Source organism: Thermomicrobiales bacterium (assembly GCA_041390825.1).
Lineage (GTDB): Bacteria > Chloroflexota > Chloroflexia > Thermomicrobiales > UBA6265 > JAMLHN01.
In genome coordinates this window covers 1-13662 of the sequence record JAWKPF010000035.1, presented here as the reverse complement: position 1 = coordinate 13662, position 13662 = coordinate 1, and the positions used below count along the sequence as shown (strand labels likewise).

Here is a 13662-nt window from a genome sequence, read left to right as displayed (position 1 = left end):
TTCGTCCCGCGTACGCCACCTGCGAAGCGAACTTCGCGCGTGGCAGCGGCATCGTGAAGTGATGGCGGTATATCCCGCCCAGTTGCCGCGCGGTATCCGGGCGGATCGCCTGAGTTCATGATCGTGCCCTGTACTGGAAAGCCGCCCAATCCGCGGCTTAAGGAGCGCGCCGCAATGGCATCCTACGGCGACGAAGGCGAGGTGGCATCGACCGATCAGGTAGAGACCGACCGGTTCCGCTCCGTCGCCAGGCGAAGGCACGTTCACTGTCCTGCCGTCTCCAATCCGGCGTTTCGCCGGCTGTGGATGTCGACCTTGGTGTCGACAACGCTCGGCAGTGGATGCAGTCGACCGCCATCGGCTGGCTGGCGCTCGACCTCTCCAATCGTTCTTCGTTCGTCGGTTTGGTTGCGTTCGCAGCCCGGGTCCACTTTCTCTTCGTTTCGGTAAGCGGATTGCTGCTCGACCGGTTCGATCGGCGCAAGGTGCTCATCGCCTGCCAGGCGGCTGCATCGATCTGCGCGGTGCTCCTCGATCGATGTCGTGACTGGCTACGTCGTGGCCTGCTTGCCTGCTGTTGTTCGCGTTCATCAATGGCTCACTGCAGGCAATCATGAATCCCGCGCAGCAAGCAATCGTTCCATCGCTCGTTTCTCGGGGAGCAGCTCACGAACGGCATCGCCCTCGTAGGCGCCGGGCAGAACATGACGTGTAGTGGGTCCGTCAGTGGCGGGCGCGATCATCGGGTTCGCTGGCACGGGAGCCGCCTTCTTCTGCCGAATGCATTGGTCGTTGCGCTGGTCGTATTTGCTCACCACCCGATTCCCGGAGATGGCGGCCAGGAACGCGGTCACCTCGTTGGGGTCGGTGTTCGACGGCAGCCGCATCGTCTGGGGCCGGCGCGATCTTCGCGCGATCATGACCCTCATTTCGATCACGATCCTGTTGGTCTTCCCTGTTGTCGTTCTGTCGGTCTTCGCGCGGGACGTGCTCGATATCGGTCCTGAAGGACTGGGGGTGTTGATGGCATCATCTGGCGGCGGCGCGGTGATCGGATCGATCTACGTCGCCTCACGCAAGCAACAGCCGACCGGACGGGGATTCGTCGTCGCCGCCATCGCCTATGGCTTCATCATTGCCGCGTTCGCGTTCTCGCCCAACCTGCTGGTAGCCGTTGTCTTGCTCGTCGCGGCAGGTTTCCTCGGTTCCGCCTATGTGAGCTCCGTGAATGCAGCGTTGCAAAGCCGCATTTCGGACGATGTGCGCGGTCGAGTGATGTCGATCTACATGTTGACCTGGGGTTTTACGCCCATTGGTTCGATCGCGATCGGCGCAATCGCCTCAGTACTCGGGATCTCGACGACCATCGCAGGGCCGCGATGCTCGGGAACGCGCTACTGGTCGCCCTCTACCTGTTCGACAAACAGGTCGGGAGATCTGAGGCGCTGCCAAGCTGGAGAACGGTCAGCGCAGTCTCCGTTCGAGCCAGCGATGCTGAATCAGCAACGATGGCGCGAATCTGTGCGGCTTGCCGGTCGATGTTGCCGTTGCCAGGCTGAATCGGGCCAATGTCGAAATCACCTCCTGTACCCAGTGCTGCAGCGACTTGCGCACCCGGTTCAACGAGGGCGGAGATTCCAGCAGCGGCGGCATCCGCGAGTACCCATTCACGCAAAACGCGGTTTGGCAGTGGCAGGCTGGCCGCTTGATGAAGCACGCCCTCGATCGGCGCGCACCTGTTCGGCATCCGCAGACCAGCGCGTGACCAGGTCGACGGCTGTCCGGCTTGCTGATGCGCGCCACGCGCGATCTCCTGGTCGACTGCGGAGAAATCCGGTCCCGGAGCGGGTGGTTGGACCAAAAAGTGGTCGGTGCATATCGAACCAGCTCGCACCGGCAGCACTCGAGGGCGAGGCATGGGCCGACGAGAAGGTCGCTGGCGGCACGATCCTCGAGTCCATCGATTGCTGCCATACGTGCGCGCGCCGCACCGCCTGGTATCCGTCCGGTCAGCTCGTCTGCCGTTGCCTCGGCAAGATCACCTCCTGCGGCTTGACAGTGGCGCGCGTGATGCCGCGCCCACCGGACAGGACGTAGGTGGTCATCGCGCTCTGCGGCGCAAGAACAAGCCCGGCACGATGACTCCGTTGGCGCGCCATTCACCCAGGTGATCGGTATACGCAGGACCAACGCTGGCCAGGGCGTCAGCATCTCGACACTCACCTGCTTGCTGCGCGCTGTCTCGATCGAGAACTTCGCGCGTCGGCGGCCTGCATGATGAGGTCGTCGCCGCGACGACCGAGCAGCACAAAATCAGGTTTTTGCAACTGAGCGCTTTGACGCTGCGTATGCGACATGCGGCATCGCGTCCGGTCAGAATGACCTGCTCCACCCGATACGGCTCATCACCGGGAATGCCAACCTCGGCGCCAATCAGCGATCCGATATGGTCAGAAACGATGTCGCTCCAGCTGGACCCGATCAGCGCGCTGGAGCCGCCGGAATCGGCGAGACCCATGAGCCGCCGATCAGGCAGCGCCGGATCAGCGACCCGCCGGGAAACCGCAGGGGAACGAAAGTCTCCGTCCGGATTTGGGTTTAGGTGGCAAACGTCAACGATGTCGCTCGACTCGAATCAGACAAGCGATCACTCTTGTCGGAAAGCATAGCAAACCAATTGCTGCGCTTCCCGTAAAATTGGCGGCTAGCTGGAGTGATTCCGGTCGGTCGGTCCCGCATCCGGGGTTTTGGCTCATCCATGGGACCGAGAGAAAGCATTCATGGTAGCGGTTCAGCAGAACCCCTTATTCACCTGCGGCCGCCACGGGCGCAATGGTGGTTGCCGCGCCTCGAAGCGCACGGCATCGGATACGGTTTTTGGTATCCCCGGGGTGCACACTCGCGCTCTACGATGCGCTTGGCGACCTCACTTCGTTACTGCAGTTGGCTCGGCACGAGCAAGGTGTCGGGTTCATGGCCGATGGCCATGCTTCGGGCGACGGGCAGCCGGGCGTCGCCGCCGCCAAAATGTCATTACGGGACCAGGCGTCACGAACATCGCCACGGCGGTTGGGGAGGCGTACACGGACTCGAGCCCGCTGCTGGTCATCTCGTCGAATGCAGTCGAAAGCCCGTACCTCGATGACATGCGCGGCAATCTGCACGATCGATCAGATGGCCGTGATGAAGGCGGTCACCAAATGGAATGCGCGCATCACCAACGTCGACGATGCCGTCCGTCATGGAGGAAGCACTTCGACCGGCTCGAGACAGGTCGCCCGCTGCCGGTGCATGTCGAAATACCGCTCGACGTGCTGGATCGGAGGGCGACCTGGAGCAACTGCGCCGCGCGAACTGTTCATCATCGTGTCTGAACCGGACGAGGAAAGATGAAAAGATCGAAGTGGTGAAGCCGCGTTGCTGGCGGATGCCAGGCGCCCGCTGATCTATGCCGGAGGCGGAGCTGCCGGCGGCGCACGTTCTCCAGTTGGCGGAACGGCTCAAAGCGCCGGTGCTGACTTCCGATCATGGGGAAGGGCGCGATCCCGAGGATCATCCTCCCGCTCGGCGCCGTGGCCGGCAACGTCGTCGATGACTCACTTCAAGCAGGCCGACGCAGTGATCGTGATCGGCTCGAAACTGGGCGCTCAGGCGACCCAGATGTTCCAGATGTCATTGCCGGAAACGCTGGGATTCGCATCGACACGATCCACGCGAGATGCATCTCAACGCTCATCCACTCCCTCCTCGGGGACGCCGCGCTGATCAGCGAACGGCTGGTGACAGCACTTTCGGACACGGTCGAGTTGGCTGGTGTGACCAGATACGCGAGGTTCAGGCGGTCCGCAAAGCGGCCGCCAGCGTGGTTCGCGGAGCGGAGGGATTGGGCATCGATGTGCTGTGCCGCGCGATCTCTGACGTGAGTGGTTTCAGCATTGACATGACGATGAGAGTTATGTCGCGTGCGGTCCGGTCTACGAGCCACGCACGTTCTCTTCCCGAGTGGATTTGGCACGCTGTTTGCGGTGCCAGCCGCCATTGGCGCGAAAAATCGGGTCGCCCCGATGCAGCAGTGGTCGCGGTGGTTGGCGACGGCGGGTTCCAGTACACCATGGGCGACCTCGGTTGCGCGGTACAGGAACGCCTGGGTCTGCCAATCGTGATCTTCAACGATTCGACCTACCAGCAGCCAGGCAGAAGTGATGAGCGCGACGGCCGCTACATGGCAGTCGATCCGCCAATCCGACTACGTGAACCTTCGCGGATATGGCGGTGTCCCAGGGGTGCGGGCAACTCCCCGCAGAGCTTTCCGAGCGCGAGGTGAAGCTCGCGTGCCTTCGACAGGAATTGCCGACCATCATCGATGTTCCGATCGCGCCCTGGGTCTAGTTCCCGGACGATTCGATCTTCAGGAAACGCCCTCGACGCGCCGCGGCGGCTGCAATGATTGCGACCGCGGCGCTCGCCATTCCAGCCAGCAGCAGGATGCGGCCAAGCCAATCCCAACCGTCCACACCATAGACCAGCTCGACTCTGTGCCTGGCCTGTGACGCGGTGACCGTCATGAATCCGTTTGTGGATGTCGGCCGGCTGGCCGTCGACCGTTGCGGTCCAGCGAGGGAACCAGTTGGGTCGAATCTCGAACGTCGTCGATTTGCTGCACCGTCGCGGAGTAGCGCTGATCTTCAGGTCGATCTCGGTCGCCTTCTCGGCGCCGTCGGCCGTAATGACGGGGTCGGTTCGCGCACAGAGAAAGACGCTATAGGTGCTGGAGTCCGAAATCGACTCCAGCGCCGTCGAGCTGCGCGCCGCATCGAGCGCTCGTCCAAAGACGAAGCAACGGCGCCAATCCCCTGGCCAGAGAGAAATTCGATCGAGTGCGGTTGCCGGATCGGGATAGACGTGTCACGACGTTCAGGGTTGTACTCCCCGGCAAGGTCCTTCCGCCAGTACCAGAGCCAATCGTCGAAATAGAAGGAAACGTTCTCGCTCCACTCGATCGACCAGAACTGATCGCAAAGCAGGAGAGAATGCTGCCGAGCCTGCCGAGCACCAGAATGGCGGTTCCTGCCTGTCTCGTTCGTTGGCCAGTTCGACGGCGTGCTGTTGGTCCATGTAGGAGTCGCCAGTGTTCAGAACCGGATAGAGGGCTCGGTCGCTTTCCGGAACAGGAGAGCTGTCGACAAAGATATACAGCAGGAGCGTGAGCAGAGTCCCCGCAACGAGCCCCAGATTGACGATCGTCAGACGGTACCGCTTGATCAGATCCGCCAGAAGGGCCAGCGTCACATAGACCGCGAGCGCCGCAAGAAAGAACGTGAGGGCACGCTGGAACGGCATGAGCCGCGTGGCTTGAGCTGTTCGATAATGGGGACCAGGCATGAGTCCAGCGAGGAGAATGGTTACTGCGAAATAAGTGATTGTGGTGAACGCAACGAAGCGCCCAGCTCGCAATTCAGGCGTATGAAGGCAAGCGCCAGTCCGAGAGCCCGAGCCAAAGGATCAAGTGCGAGACCGCCGTCATCGATGCGTCCCAGTACTCCCTCAGCGAGTCGTATCTCTCGTAGACGACGAAGAAATACAGATCGTTGTACCGAGCCAATGCGAGGAGCGGCGCCGCCAGCAGCCCTGCCATGACAACGATTGCCGCCGCGGCCGTGACCTTTCCCCGAAGATGCTCGCGCCGATCTGACTCCCAACAGAGCGATGCGATCGTCCCACGGCGATCGCGTGGCCAGGAGTCGAACGACTGCGCAACGCTCGTACAAGACTCGCGAACGCCACAACGACGCGCAGGCGCCCCAGCGGATCGAGCGCACCTGTACCGCGTGAAACGAGATTGGCAGGAACGCAAGCAGCGCGGTCATCGCCAGACTGCTGCTGACGAGCCCCCAATCGACGAGCCCCAGTAGCCGCCCGACCACCAATAGCCGCGCACCGAAATGTGGAACACCAGCGCGAGCACGCCAACACCAAGCGGAATGCGGTCCTCCCGTGCCAGCAACAGGTATCCAAGGGCCGGCAGGAGAAAAAGATCACGATAACGGCGATCTTGTGGGCTGCCATCATCGGGAGCGTTCCGAGCATCGCCGCCCAGATCAGCACTTCGAATGCGGGCGCTCCGAGCGGGTAGAACTCGACCGGGTAGTTGCCTTGATGCGCTGAAACTCAGCGCATCACCTCACCGCTTGCCAGGGAGCGGCGCAACAGCTCGGCCCTTTGTGGCGTGAAACGGGTGATCCGCCGCCCCAAAGGTACGCACAAAGCGTTCGGTCGTGCCGTCCGGAAGCGGAATCTGATTCCAGAGATCGAATGCGCCCAGCCGGTGGAAAACCCAGAGCGCAAGGATCGCAAGAAAAACGAGCCAGAAAAGCATCGATCGCGCGTGAACGCCGAAACCGAATCCTCGGACTCGGAATGGAGTTCATCGCTCGATCGCCTCGCTCGGGTTCACCATCCTCTGATCGAGAGCAAACCACAGCAGCGCCAGCAATCTGGCGATTGACGCTCCAATGCAGATCCAGTAGACGGCATCGAGCAGGCGCGCATTGCCGATCTCCGGCAAACCCTCGTAGAAGCGGGACCTCTGCGATCTCCGGGCACCGACCGCACGATGAAGTAGTAGCTGGTGACAGCCGTGGGCTCACCCCCCATCGGAGATATCCGAGCAGCGCGGCGCTCAGGGCGCCCCAGACGAGCACTCTGGCGACAACAGCATGGCGAGTGGCAGACCGTCGATCCATCGGCAGCACGTCAGTTCATCTGATATGCCAGTACGGGATAACGTACCGCGCAGATGATGAGATTCATGAAGACCAGTCCGAAAACGACCAGTCCGCGCCTGATAGGCCGAATCGCGGAATCAGCGTCCGAAGCCCGAGCAGCACGAGAAGTGCGAATGCATTCACGATCAAGAAATAGCGGGCTTGCGTCAGCGAGGAACTGGGTGCCGAACTGAATGACGCAAGATAGGCAGTAACGACCGAAAGCAGAGAACCCCAACCGATTGCCTGCGCTCGGTCGGGTGGTTCGAAACCAAGCGGTCCGCTCGCATCGTCTGGGAGTAATGCCGCATTGTCGCAAGCAAAGCATAGATGCCGAGCCCGACAGCCACAGCGACGATCGGAACGGCGATCAACCAGAGAAAACTGCTGTCGAGATGAATCCTGCGCCAACCGAACTCGCCCCAGGTCTCCGCCAACGCATCCAGACAAATCCGCGGTTGAACAAGAGCTCGGTAAAGGTTCTCCCGGCTTGTTCCAGGGCGATTGCAGCGTGCGGATCTGCTCGAACGCGTCCAGGTTGCCGTAGGTTCGGTAGAACCACACGTACCAGCACAAAGCACGCCGCCAACACCGGCCGTTACGACTCCTCTTGGGACCCAGCCACGCCAGTTGCGCCAACCGCACCCGAAGATGATCGCCATCGCGATCGCGGGAATGATGAAGAGCGAACGCTCTTCGCCAACATGGCCAGGCCAAGCGCAGCCCCAACCAGGCACACGTGACGAAGTCGAACCCGCTCCGCAGTCCACGCGAGCAGGTAGATCACCAGGCTGACGAACGCGATCCCGGCGATATCGTTGTTCACCATCGCGCTCTCATACGAGACCTGCGGTTGGAAGGGGCAACGAACGCCGGCACGGTGATCAACAGGAAAACGGTCGTTCGGGAAAAAGCTGGCGCGTCGTCAGAAATGCCAGGCAAGATGACCGCCAAACCGAACAGGATCGCCATGGCGCGGAGCACATACTGGAGAGACTCGGGTGAAAGCGATTCTCCCGCCTTGCCACGGGCGCGAGCAGCAGGTAGAGCGGAGGGTGGTTGGCGACGTACTGTGTGCCGGCGGGAAACTGGCCAAATGAACCCCCAGCTTGCTGCCCGGAACGGATCGTTCAGCCAGCGGGGGATTGTCTGGCTCGCAGGGACTCCAGTCGAGGATGAACTGGCAGTAACGATAGTAGTAGTCAGGGATATCTCCCTGCCAGGCAGCGAACTCGGTATCTGTCAGGCGCTCGAAACTGTCGAGGCAGTCTTTTCCGTCGTTCGTCGGGCAGCGGAAGAGCTCAAGTGACGCTGCTCGGTTACGACCGTCTGCAGGTAGTTGGAATGCGCAACCTCGTCGCTTCAACGGCGGAAAGACGAGGACCGTCAGATTCGCTTGGCGACGAAAACAATGAAAAAGAATGAGCAGGAATCGCCCGACCGTGGTGCTGGGGAACTGGTGGCGCTCGCTCCGGGATAGCGCCCCGACGTGGCTTCGACCGCCGTCGGGGTGTTCTCGTGATTCGGGCTGGAAGGGCCGCTCAGCGGCATCCACCGCTAGCTTCCGGCGGCCGCTGGAGTTTTTCGACTTGCTTGATCTCGTGATATTCCTGGTCGGCATTGACCTGATCGAGATCGTGCCGTTCACCAAGGATGTTCTCGGCAGCCAGCAATCCGGTTTCGATCGAGTGATCGGTGTTGCTGTAACGGAAGGTTCCGTAACGACCGATGATCTGCAAATTCTCGAGACTGTCGATGAATGCCTTGATCTTGTTCAGCGGCTTCTCGTAGCCCATCACGTACGAGGGAGGCCTCGGGGCGCGCGGATAGGAATCCGCTGATCACTTCGGATCGGTCGATGAACTTGAGGTCGTTCACCAGATGATCGACCGCTGCTCTCGACCAGCCTTTCTTCGGTCGTCTCCCCAGATATGGTCGCCAAAGGAACAGAAGTATTCGATCACCAGCGACGTGAAATCGTCGCCGGGGACCATGTAGGGGCTCCAGTTCTTCGGCTCATGGAAGTGACCAAAGAGGATGCGCTTGTCGTGGCACATAGAGCCAGGTATCAGGGGTCACCTGTTTGCGCTTGAGCATCACATTGACGGGTGATGATGTTGGTGAACGTGAGCGAATCGGCTGCAGCCAACACGTCGGCCGGCGCGGGAGGATCGACGATCTCGGCGAGCACCGTCAGCGGAATGGACGAAATACCGTCGCTTCCAGGCGCTCCTCGCCATTCTCGGTTTCGACCGTCACTCCTGTAACGTTGAGCTTGGTCACGATGCACCTGGTGACGCCAGCACCAAGCCGCACCTGGTTGCCCATGGCTTCGATCTTGTCGGTCATGCGTTCGGAAAGGCGTCCGAATCCATACGTACATGAACTCATCGATCAGGAACGACTGCGCCCTTGACGGACGACGGTCTTTGACCGCCGTGACGATCGACATCCCCTTCGGTGCGTCACCCAGTCGCCACTCATCTGGTCACACGGTAGACCCAGACCTTTTTCCGAGTAGTTCTTGAAGAAGAGTTTGTAGAGCGTCGGACCGAACTACCGATAGAGGTCTTCCATCGATTCGACCGGTGTCGGACGTGCACCTTCTTCTGCGCCCGGGTGCGGCCGTAATCGGCCATTGCCTGAGCAGCTGTCACCGGACCGATGGCTTTGAGCGCGTTGCTGATCTTGAGGGGATAGTCGACGTACTTGCCATCGAAATAGATCCTGGCCAATGCGGTTGACCCAGAGTACCTCGCCGATCACTTCCTTGAAGAGATCGTTCAGGCGGTCGTTCTGGTAAACCAGCGATGCCCACCGATGTCGAACTTGAATTCGCCGTACTCGGTGTCCCGCTTGATGGCGTGCTGTTCGCCCACGAACGGCGCCCGCCGACGATGGTCGCCTTGACGCCGGCTTTCGAAAGCACGTATGCCGAGCAGAGTCCGCCGGGACCGGTTCTGGTGTCGCGCGGCTCGGTCACCCTGCCGCTGTGCCCGTTACTCGAAACTGCATTCGGTCACATTCCTCCGAAAGGGTACAGGTTGAATCGTCGATGGGGAGACGCATTCGTGCGGCTCAACGCTGCCGGCACTGGCAGGCCGCTCAATCGTCTCGTTCGAAGAGCAGCACATAAGGGTATACCACCACGGGCCATTCGCACGCATCTGCACTTCGAGGTGTATCGGTGTTACACCGTTTTCTCCCCACGGAAGTGATTGTTGAGAATGAAGTTCCAAACCGCGGCGCCCGCCGAACAAGTTGGCGATCAGATAGTTCATTCCGGTCTCCGCCACTCAACGTCTTGAGGATGACCACGTTGATCACCAGCCCAACGAGATTGATGGGGAAGTACTTCAGCATCCGATACAGGTTGGCCCGCTGCCGCGGTCGTGCCACGTCCAATGCTCGTTGAGCATGAACGTAACGATCATCGAAATGAAGATGGCGATGGTCGAGGAGACGACGAGATGTGAGCCGATCCCCTGTGCAGGAGAAAGAGCATCCCTTGATTCACGCCCAGCCCGACAGCGCCGACGACCAGGAATTCTGAAAGCGCCGCGCAACGATATCCATGCGCGAGCCGCCGGTTGCGGGCCAACTTTCGACAGAGAATATCGTGGTCGCTGCCCCCTTGAAGCAACATCGTGCGGCTCGTTGAGGCTCGGGAACGGTCAGCGACGTCTGAGCGAACCGGCGCAACGATACCATGCAGAACCCAAAGACGCGGGATGCGCGGCGACCTCCTCTTCGATCTTTCCCGGAGGCCACTCCCCGTGACCTGCGCCGCCGCGGCGATATCGTCGTGGAGCGTCTCGACCGCTGGCCTGGAGCGGGCCTGTCCTGCGCGGCGACGAGCTGGGTGTCGGAGCGCCTGACCATCGATGATATCGATGATTCCCAGATCGTCCGCTTGCCGAACCTCGATATCCAGCTCCAGTCCGACCTTCCAGGCCAGATCGCCATCGGGCGTCTTCCAGAAGGATGTACCGAGCGCCAGCGCCGATCCGCCCTGCAGTCGAACGTCGAAACGACGGTGCCGGTTCCATAGGTCCGTTCGCCGATCACAAGCGCGCGGCCATTGTCTCGCAGCGCGCCGGTAACGATCTCGGCCGCGGAGGCGGAAGCCCGATTCACGAGCACCACCAGCGGCACATCCAGCGCGGTACCATCGTTGCCAATGGTGGCGATAGCTCATCCCTGTCCACCCCGTTCCTGTTGGAGATAGATCGTCTTGCCCTCGGGCAGAACCGCTCGCGACAGTGATGGCTTCGGGCAGGATATCCGCCCGGGTTAATGTTCCGCAGGTCGAGCACTATGCCCGTGACTTCGCCACTGGCAGTTATCTCTTGCAACGCTTTGACCGCCTGGCCGAGCCGGCTGAAAACTCATGCAGTTGCACGATCGCGAGCCCGTCTGGCAGATACGCCCAGGTCATCGATCGAGATCGACCCGCCCACGCATCACCGTAATCTCGATCAGCTCCGCGGAGGTCGCCCGATCGACCGTCAGCGTGACTGGCGTTCCCTCCTCTCCGCGCAGATGGAGCGATACCGCATCGGCCGCGCCCAAGGTCGGCTTTGACCGTCGATCTCGACGTGATGATGTCGCCCGCGGATGCCGGCCTTTTCTGCCGGGGAATCTTTGATCGGCGCTGACGATTCACCGGTTCCCGATTGCGGTATTCGATGCTGATCCCCAGGCCGATGAGCTCTCCTCGAGTGCGGCGCGAAACAATTTCTGCTTCGGCTGGATCGAGGAAGCTCGAATGCCCGGCATCTCCTTCCGAGACTGTCGACCATCCTGCGCATGGCGCCATAGAGGAGCAGCTTTGATCGTCGATCTTTTCGATCGACGAACTCCTCGTGAATGAGATCCCAGACCGTTTGCAGCGTCGAAAAGTCGGGCTGGTCGGCGATCGAGGTCGAAGCGGTGGCCACGCGCGTCCCGACGGCTTCGGCAGTCAGAATGCCGCGAGAAACGCACCGAGCACCAGGCAAGCAAGCAACACCCTGCCGGCCATGGCGCCTCGAAATCGAGGAGCTGGCTCAGAGTTGGGTGACAATCGATTCATGGCGTTGTTGTTCCTGAATTGGGCATGCCCCATCGTCGGAACGGCTCATCCGCTCCGTTTCGCATGAGTGTACGCTTGGAGCTAGCCGGTGGTTCCGAATCCGGACCGTTTCCTCTACGGAGCGAGCACATGCCCCCTATCAATCCGGATCAGCAGATCGACATCGTTTTTCTCTTGAACGGGACAGAGTATCCACTCACCGCTCGACGCGGCGCCATCATCCATGAGGCGTTCCATGCAGCGTTGCCGACCCAGTTCACTGCAGGGCACCGGCTCGTTTTTCGCAGCGAAGACGGACGCGAGCTCTATCCCGACAACTTCCTCGGCGATTTGGCGGATCATCTTCACATCGACCGGATCGTCACCTTTGCCGAACCGATCCCTGAGGCGGACGGATCCTGGCGCAACATTGGATTCGATCATCTGGCGATTTCTGTCGAGGATCGGCCCGGCGCGCGCGACTTCCTGCGCGATGTCGTTCAGATGCGGGTCATGCGCGACGATCCCCATCTGACGGTGCTCACCACTGGACCCACGACCATCATGCTCTTCGACACAGGTGAAGGCGGACCACTCTCGACCGGCGGAGCCTCACGCTGGCACCACCTCGGCTTTGTCGTCGACGACCTGGCCGCGGCGTACGCGCACCTGCAACGCAACCGGGACCGGCTCATCAGCGATTTCACCATGCTGGAACGGGACGAGCGTTGGAGCCTCTACTTCTTCTACCGCAACGGCGACGTGACGTTCATGTTCCAGTTCTCCGAGGTCAAGGAGGCCGATCGCGGCATCACCGATCCGGAGCGAGCGCGCTATGCCGACTATCTCTTCGACTATGCCAAGCGGCCCTACGGGGTCCAGTGGGAGCTCGAGCTCGCCACAAGCGAAAGCACCGACCGATCATGACAAACGACGGAAACGAGGCTCCACGTCAGTTGATTTCGTTTGGGCCACCCGCGGGAAACTATTCCCCGGCGGTTCGCGTCGGGACGAGTGTCTTTGTCTCCGGCATGATTTCTCTGCTGGACGGACAGGTGATCGGCAAGGACGATGTGCGCGCCCAGACGCGACAGGTGCTCTCCAACATCGAAGCCGCTCTCGAACGCGCGGGGGCGAAGATGAACGATATCGTTCGCTATCGCATCTATCTCACCGACATGGCAGATCTCTCCGCGGTGCGTGAGGAACTCGCGCCGTCCTTTGGCGCCATACGGCCAGCCGGCACCCTGGTGGCAGTGGCGGGGCTGATTCATCCCGATCTGAGAATCGAAATCGATGTCGACGCAATCATCGGGAGCGGGATCCCTTCCGAGAGCCAGTCTCGATCGGCATGAGCCCGATACAAAACGTCGCAGCTGGAATGGAGAAACCATGAAACGCCAATTGATCTCGTCCGGGGGACCCTGGGAAGCAAAGGGCGGTTATTCACGCGCCGTTCGCGTCGGCGAGCATCTCTACGTGGCGGGAACGACCGCCATGAAGGATGGGAAGTTGGTCGGACCGGGCGATGTCATCGCGCAGACTCGGCAAACAATGTCGACGATCGTGAACGCCCTGCACGAAGCGGGAGCCTCGATCGGCGATGTCGTCCGCTATCGCGTCTACCTGACCAACATCGACGACAGCGCGAAGGTCGTTCCACTTCTGGGTGAGTACTTTGGTGCTGTCCGCCCTGCCGGCACACTTGTGGCGGTGGCGGCGCTGATCTCACCTGACATGCTCATCGAGATCGAGGTCGACGCAATCTGCGGCACCGCCTCCAACCCGGACGACGAGCCTCATCACCACGCATGACAGAAGAAACGCCGGCTCCAGGAACGGAGC

Annotated in this window: 17 protein-coding genes; 7 read left to right on the top strand and 10 right to left on the bottom strand. The window is 61.0% G+C overall.

Features of this window, described 5'->3' with window-relative positions:
- Nucleotides 1–714: 714 nt before the first annotated feature.
- On the top strand, nt 715–2097 hold the full coding sequence (locus tag R2855_16440) for an MFS transporter (protein MEZ4532583.1): 1383 nt from the start codon (nt 715–717) through the stop codon (nt 2095–2097).
- A 4-nt stretch (nt 2098–2101) separates the two neighbouring features.
- On the opposite strand, the gene R2855_16435 is transcribed toward R2855_16440, so the two are convergent.
- A complete protein-coding gene (locus R2855_16435; protein ID MEZ4532582.1) occupies nt 2102–2518 on the bottom strand; it encodes a hypothetical protein in 417 nt (138 codons plus the stop codon).
- A gap of 1200 nt (nt 2519–3718) precedes the next feature.
- Between R2855_16435 and R2855_16430 the strand changes: the two genes are divergently transcribed.
- On the top strand, nt 3719–4324 hold the full coding sequence (locus R2855_16430; GenBank protein ID MEZ4532581.1) for a thiamine pyrophosphate-dependent enzyme: 606 nt from the start codon (nt 3719–3721) through the stop codon (nt 4322–4324).
- Between the two features lie 61 nt (nt 4325–4385).
- Here the strand turns inward: R2855_16430 and R2855_16425 are convergent, their stop codons facing one another.
- From R2855_16425 to R2855_16400, 6 genes are all read right to left on the bottom strand, one after another.
- Nucleotides 4386–4565: a hypothetical protein gene (locus R2855_16425; protein ID MEZ4532580.1), complete on the bottom strand. Its 180-nt coding sequence runs from the start codon at nt 4563–4565 to the stop codon at nt 4386–4388.
- 349 nt (nt 4566–4914) lie between these two features.
- On the bottom strand, nt 4915–5382 hold the full coding sequence (locus R2855_16420; GenBank protein ID MEZ4532579.1) for a hypothetical protein: 468 nt from the start codon (nt 5380–5382) through the stop codon (nt 4915–4917).
- Nucleotides 5383–5455: 73 nt separating this feature from the next.
- A complete protein-coding gene (locus R2855_16415) occupies nt 5456–5635 on the bottom strand; it encodes a hypothetical protein (protein ID MEZ4532578.1) in 180 nt (59 codons plus the stop codon).
- 228 nt (nt 5636–5863) lie between these two features.
- On the bottom strand, nt 5864–6004 hold the full coding sequence (locus R2855_16410; protein ID MEZ4532577.1) for a hypothetical protein: 141 nt from the start codon (nt 6002–6004) through the stop codon (nt 5864–5866).
- 177 nt (nt 6005–6181) lie between these two features.
- Entirely contained in the window at nt 6182–6376 is a 195-nt protein-coding gene (locus tag R2855_16405) for a hypothetical protein (GenBank protein ID MEZ4532576.1), read from the bottom strand.
- 48 nt (nt 6377–6424) lie between these two features.
- Nucleotides 6425–6565 carry a hypothetical protein gene (locus R2855_16400; protein ID MEZ4532575.1) on the bottom strand — a complete coding sequence of 47 codons (141 nt, stop codon included), beginning with the start codon at nt 6563–6565 and terminating at the stop codon, nt 6425–6427.
- A gap of 1295 nt (nt 6566–7860) precedes the next feature.
- Between R2855_16400 and R2855_16395 the strand changes: the two genes are divergently transcribed.
- Complete coding sequence (locus R2855_16395; protein MEZ4532574.1) at nt 7861–8073, top strand: hypothetical protein; 213 nt, start codon at nt 7861–7863, stop codon at nt 8071–8073.
- 232 nt (nt 8074–8305) lie between these two features.
- On the opposite strand, the gene R2855_16390 is transcribed toward R2855_16395, so the two are convergent.
- Complete coding sequence (locus R2855_16390) at nt 8306–8563, bottom strand: hypothetical protein (GenBank protein ID MEZ4532573.1); 258 nt, start codon at nt 8561–8563, stop codon at nt 8306–8308.
- Nucleotides 8564–8957: 394 nt separating this feature from the next.
- On the bottom strand, nt 8958–9113 hold the full coding sequence (locus tag R2855_16385) for a hypothetical protein (protein MEZ4532572.1): 156 nt from the start codon (nt 9111–9113) through the stop codon (nt 8958–8960).
- Between the two features lie 1360 nt (nt 9114–10473).
- Between R2855_16385 and R2855_16380 the strand changes: the two genes are divergently transcribed.
- The gene (locus R2855_16380) at nt 10474–10815 is read left to right on the top strand and encodes a hypothetical protein (GenBank protein ID MEZ4532571.1); all 342 of its coding nucleotides are present in this window, start codon (nt 10474–10476) and stop codon (nt 10813–10815) included.
- 383 nt (nt 10816–11198) lie between these two features.
- Here R2855_16380 and R2855_16375 read toward each other — a convergent pair whose 3' ends face one another.
- Nucleotides 11199–11336: a hypothetical protein gene (locus R2855_16375; GenBank protein ID MEZ4532570.1), complete on the bottom strand. Its 138-nt coding sequence runs from the start codon at nt 11334–11336 to the stop codon at nt 11199–11201.
- A 631-nt stretch (nt 11337–11967) separates the two neighbouring features.
- Here R2855_16375 and R2855_16370 point away from each other — a divergent pair.
- Genes R2855_16370 through R2855_16360 form a run of 3 tightly spaced genes read left to right on the top strand, consistent with a single transcriptional unit; the run spans nt 11968 to nt 13632 of the window.
- Nucleotides 11968–12744, top strand: coding sequence for a VOC family protein (locus R2855_16370; protein MEZ4532569.1), 777 nt, complete (start codon nt 11968–11970; stop codon nt 12742–12744).
- Nucleotides 12741–13172: a Rid family hydrolase gene (locus R2855_16365; protein ID MEZ4532568.1), complete on the top strand. Its 432-nt coding sequence runs from the start codon at nt 12741–12743 to the stop codon at nt 13170–13172. Before R2855_16370 ends, R2855_16365 begins: the two co-directional genes overlap by 4 nt.
- A gap of 37 nt (nt 13173–13209) precedes the next feature.
- Nucleotides 13210–13632, top strand: coding sequence for a RidA family protein (locus R2855_16360; protein ID MEZ4532567.1), 423 nt, complete (start codon nt 13210–13212; stop codon nt 13630–13632).
- Nucleotides 13633–13662 lie beyond the last annotated feature (30 nt).

Bases quoted from the DNA above. Each gene is read 5' to 3' on its own strand.
- R2855_16425 (MEZ4532580.1), bottom strand. From the start codon at position 4,565: ATGACGGTCACCGCGTCACAGGCCAGGCACAGAGTCGAGCTGGTCTAT.
- R2855_16365 (MEZ4532568.1), top strand. From the start codon at position 12,741: ATGACAAACGACGGAAACGAGGCTCCACGTCAGTTGATTTCGTTTGGG.
- R2855_16360 (MEZ4532567.1), top strand. From the start codon at position 13,210: ATGAAACGCCAATTGATCTCGTCCGGGGGACCCTGGGAAGCAAAGGGC.
- R2855_16395 (MEZ4532574.1), top strand. From the start codon at position 7,861: ATGAACCCCCAGCTTGCTGCCCGGAACGGATCGTTCAGCCAGCGGGGG.
- R2855_16420 (MEZ4532579.1), bottom strand. From the start codon at position 5,382: ATGCCTGGTCCCCATTATCGAACAGCTCAAGCCACGCGGCTCATGCCG.
- R2855_16430 (MEZ4532581.1), top strand. From the start codon at position 3,719: ATGCATCTCAACGCTCATCCACTCCCTCCTCGGGGACGCCGCGCTGAT.
- R2855_16405 (MEZ4532576.1), bottom strand. From the start codon at position 6,376: ATGCTTTTCTGGCTCGTTTTTCTTGCGATCCTTGCGCTCTGGGTTTTC.
- R2855_16370 (MEZ4532569.1), top strand. From the start codon at position 11,968: ATGCCCCCTATCAATCCGGATCAGCAGATCGACATCGTTTTTCTCTTG.
- R2855_16385 (MEZ4532572.1), bottom strand. From the start codon at position 9,113: ATGACCGACAAGATCGAAGCCATGGGCAACCAGGTGCGGCTTGGTGCT.
- R2855_16415 (MEZ4532578.1), bottom strand. From the start codon at position 5,635: ATGGCAGGGCTGCTGGCGGCGCCGCTCCTCGCATTGGCTCGGTACAAC.
- R2855_16380 (MEZ4532571.1), top strand. From the start codon at position 10,474: ATGCAGAACCCAAAGACGCGGGATGCGCGGCGACCTCCTCTTCGATCT.
- R2855_16435 (MEZ4532582.1), bottom strand. From the start codon at position 2,518: ATGGGTCTCGCCGATTCCGGCGGCTCCAGCGCGCTGATCGGGTCCAGC.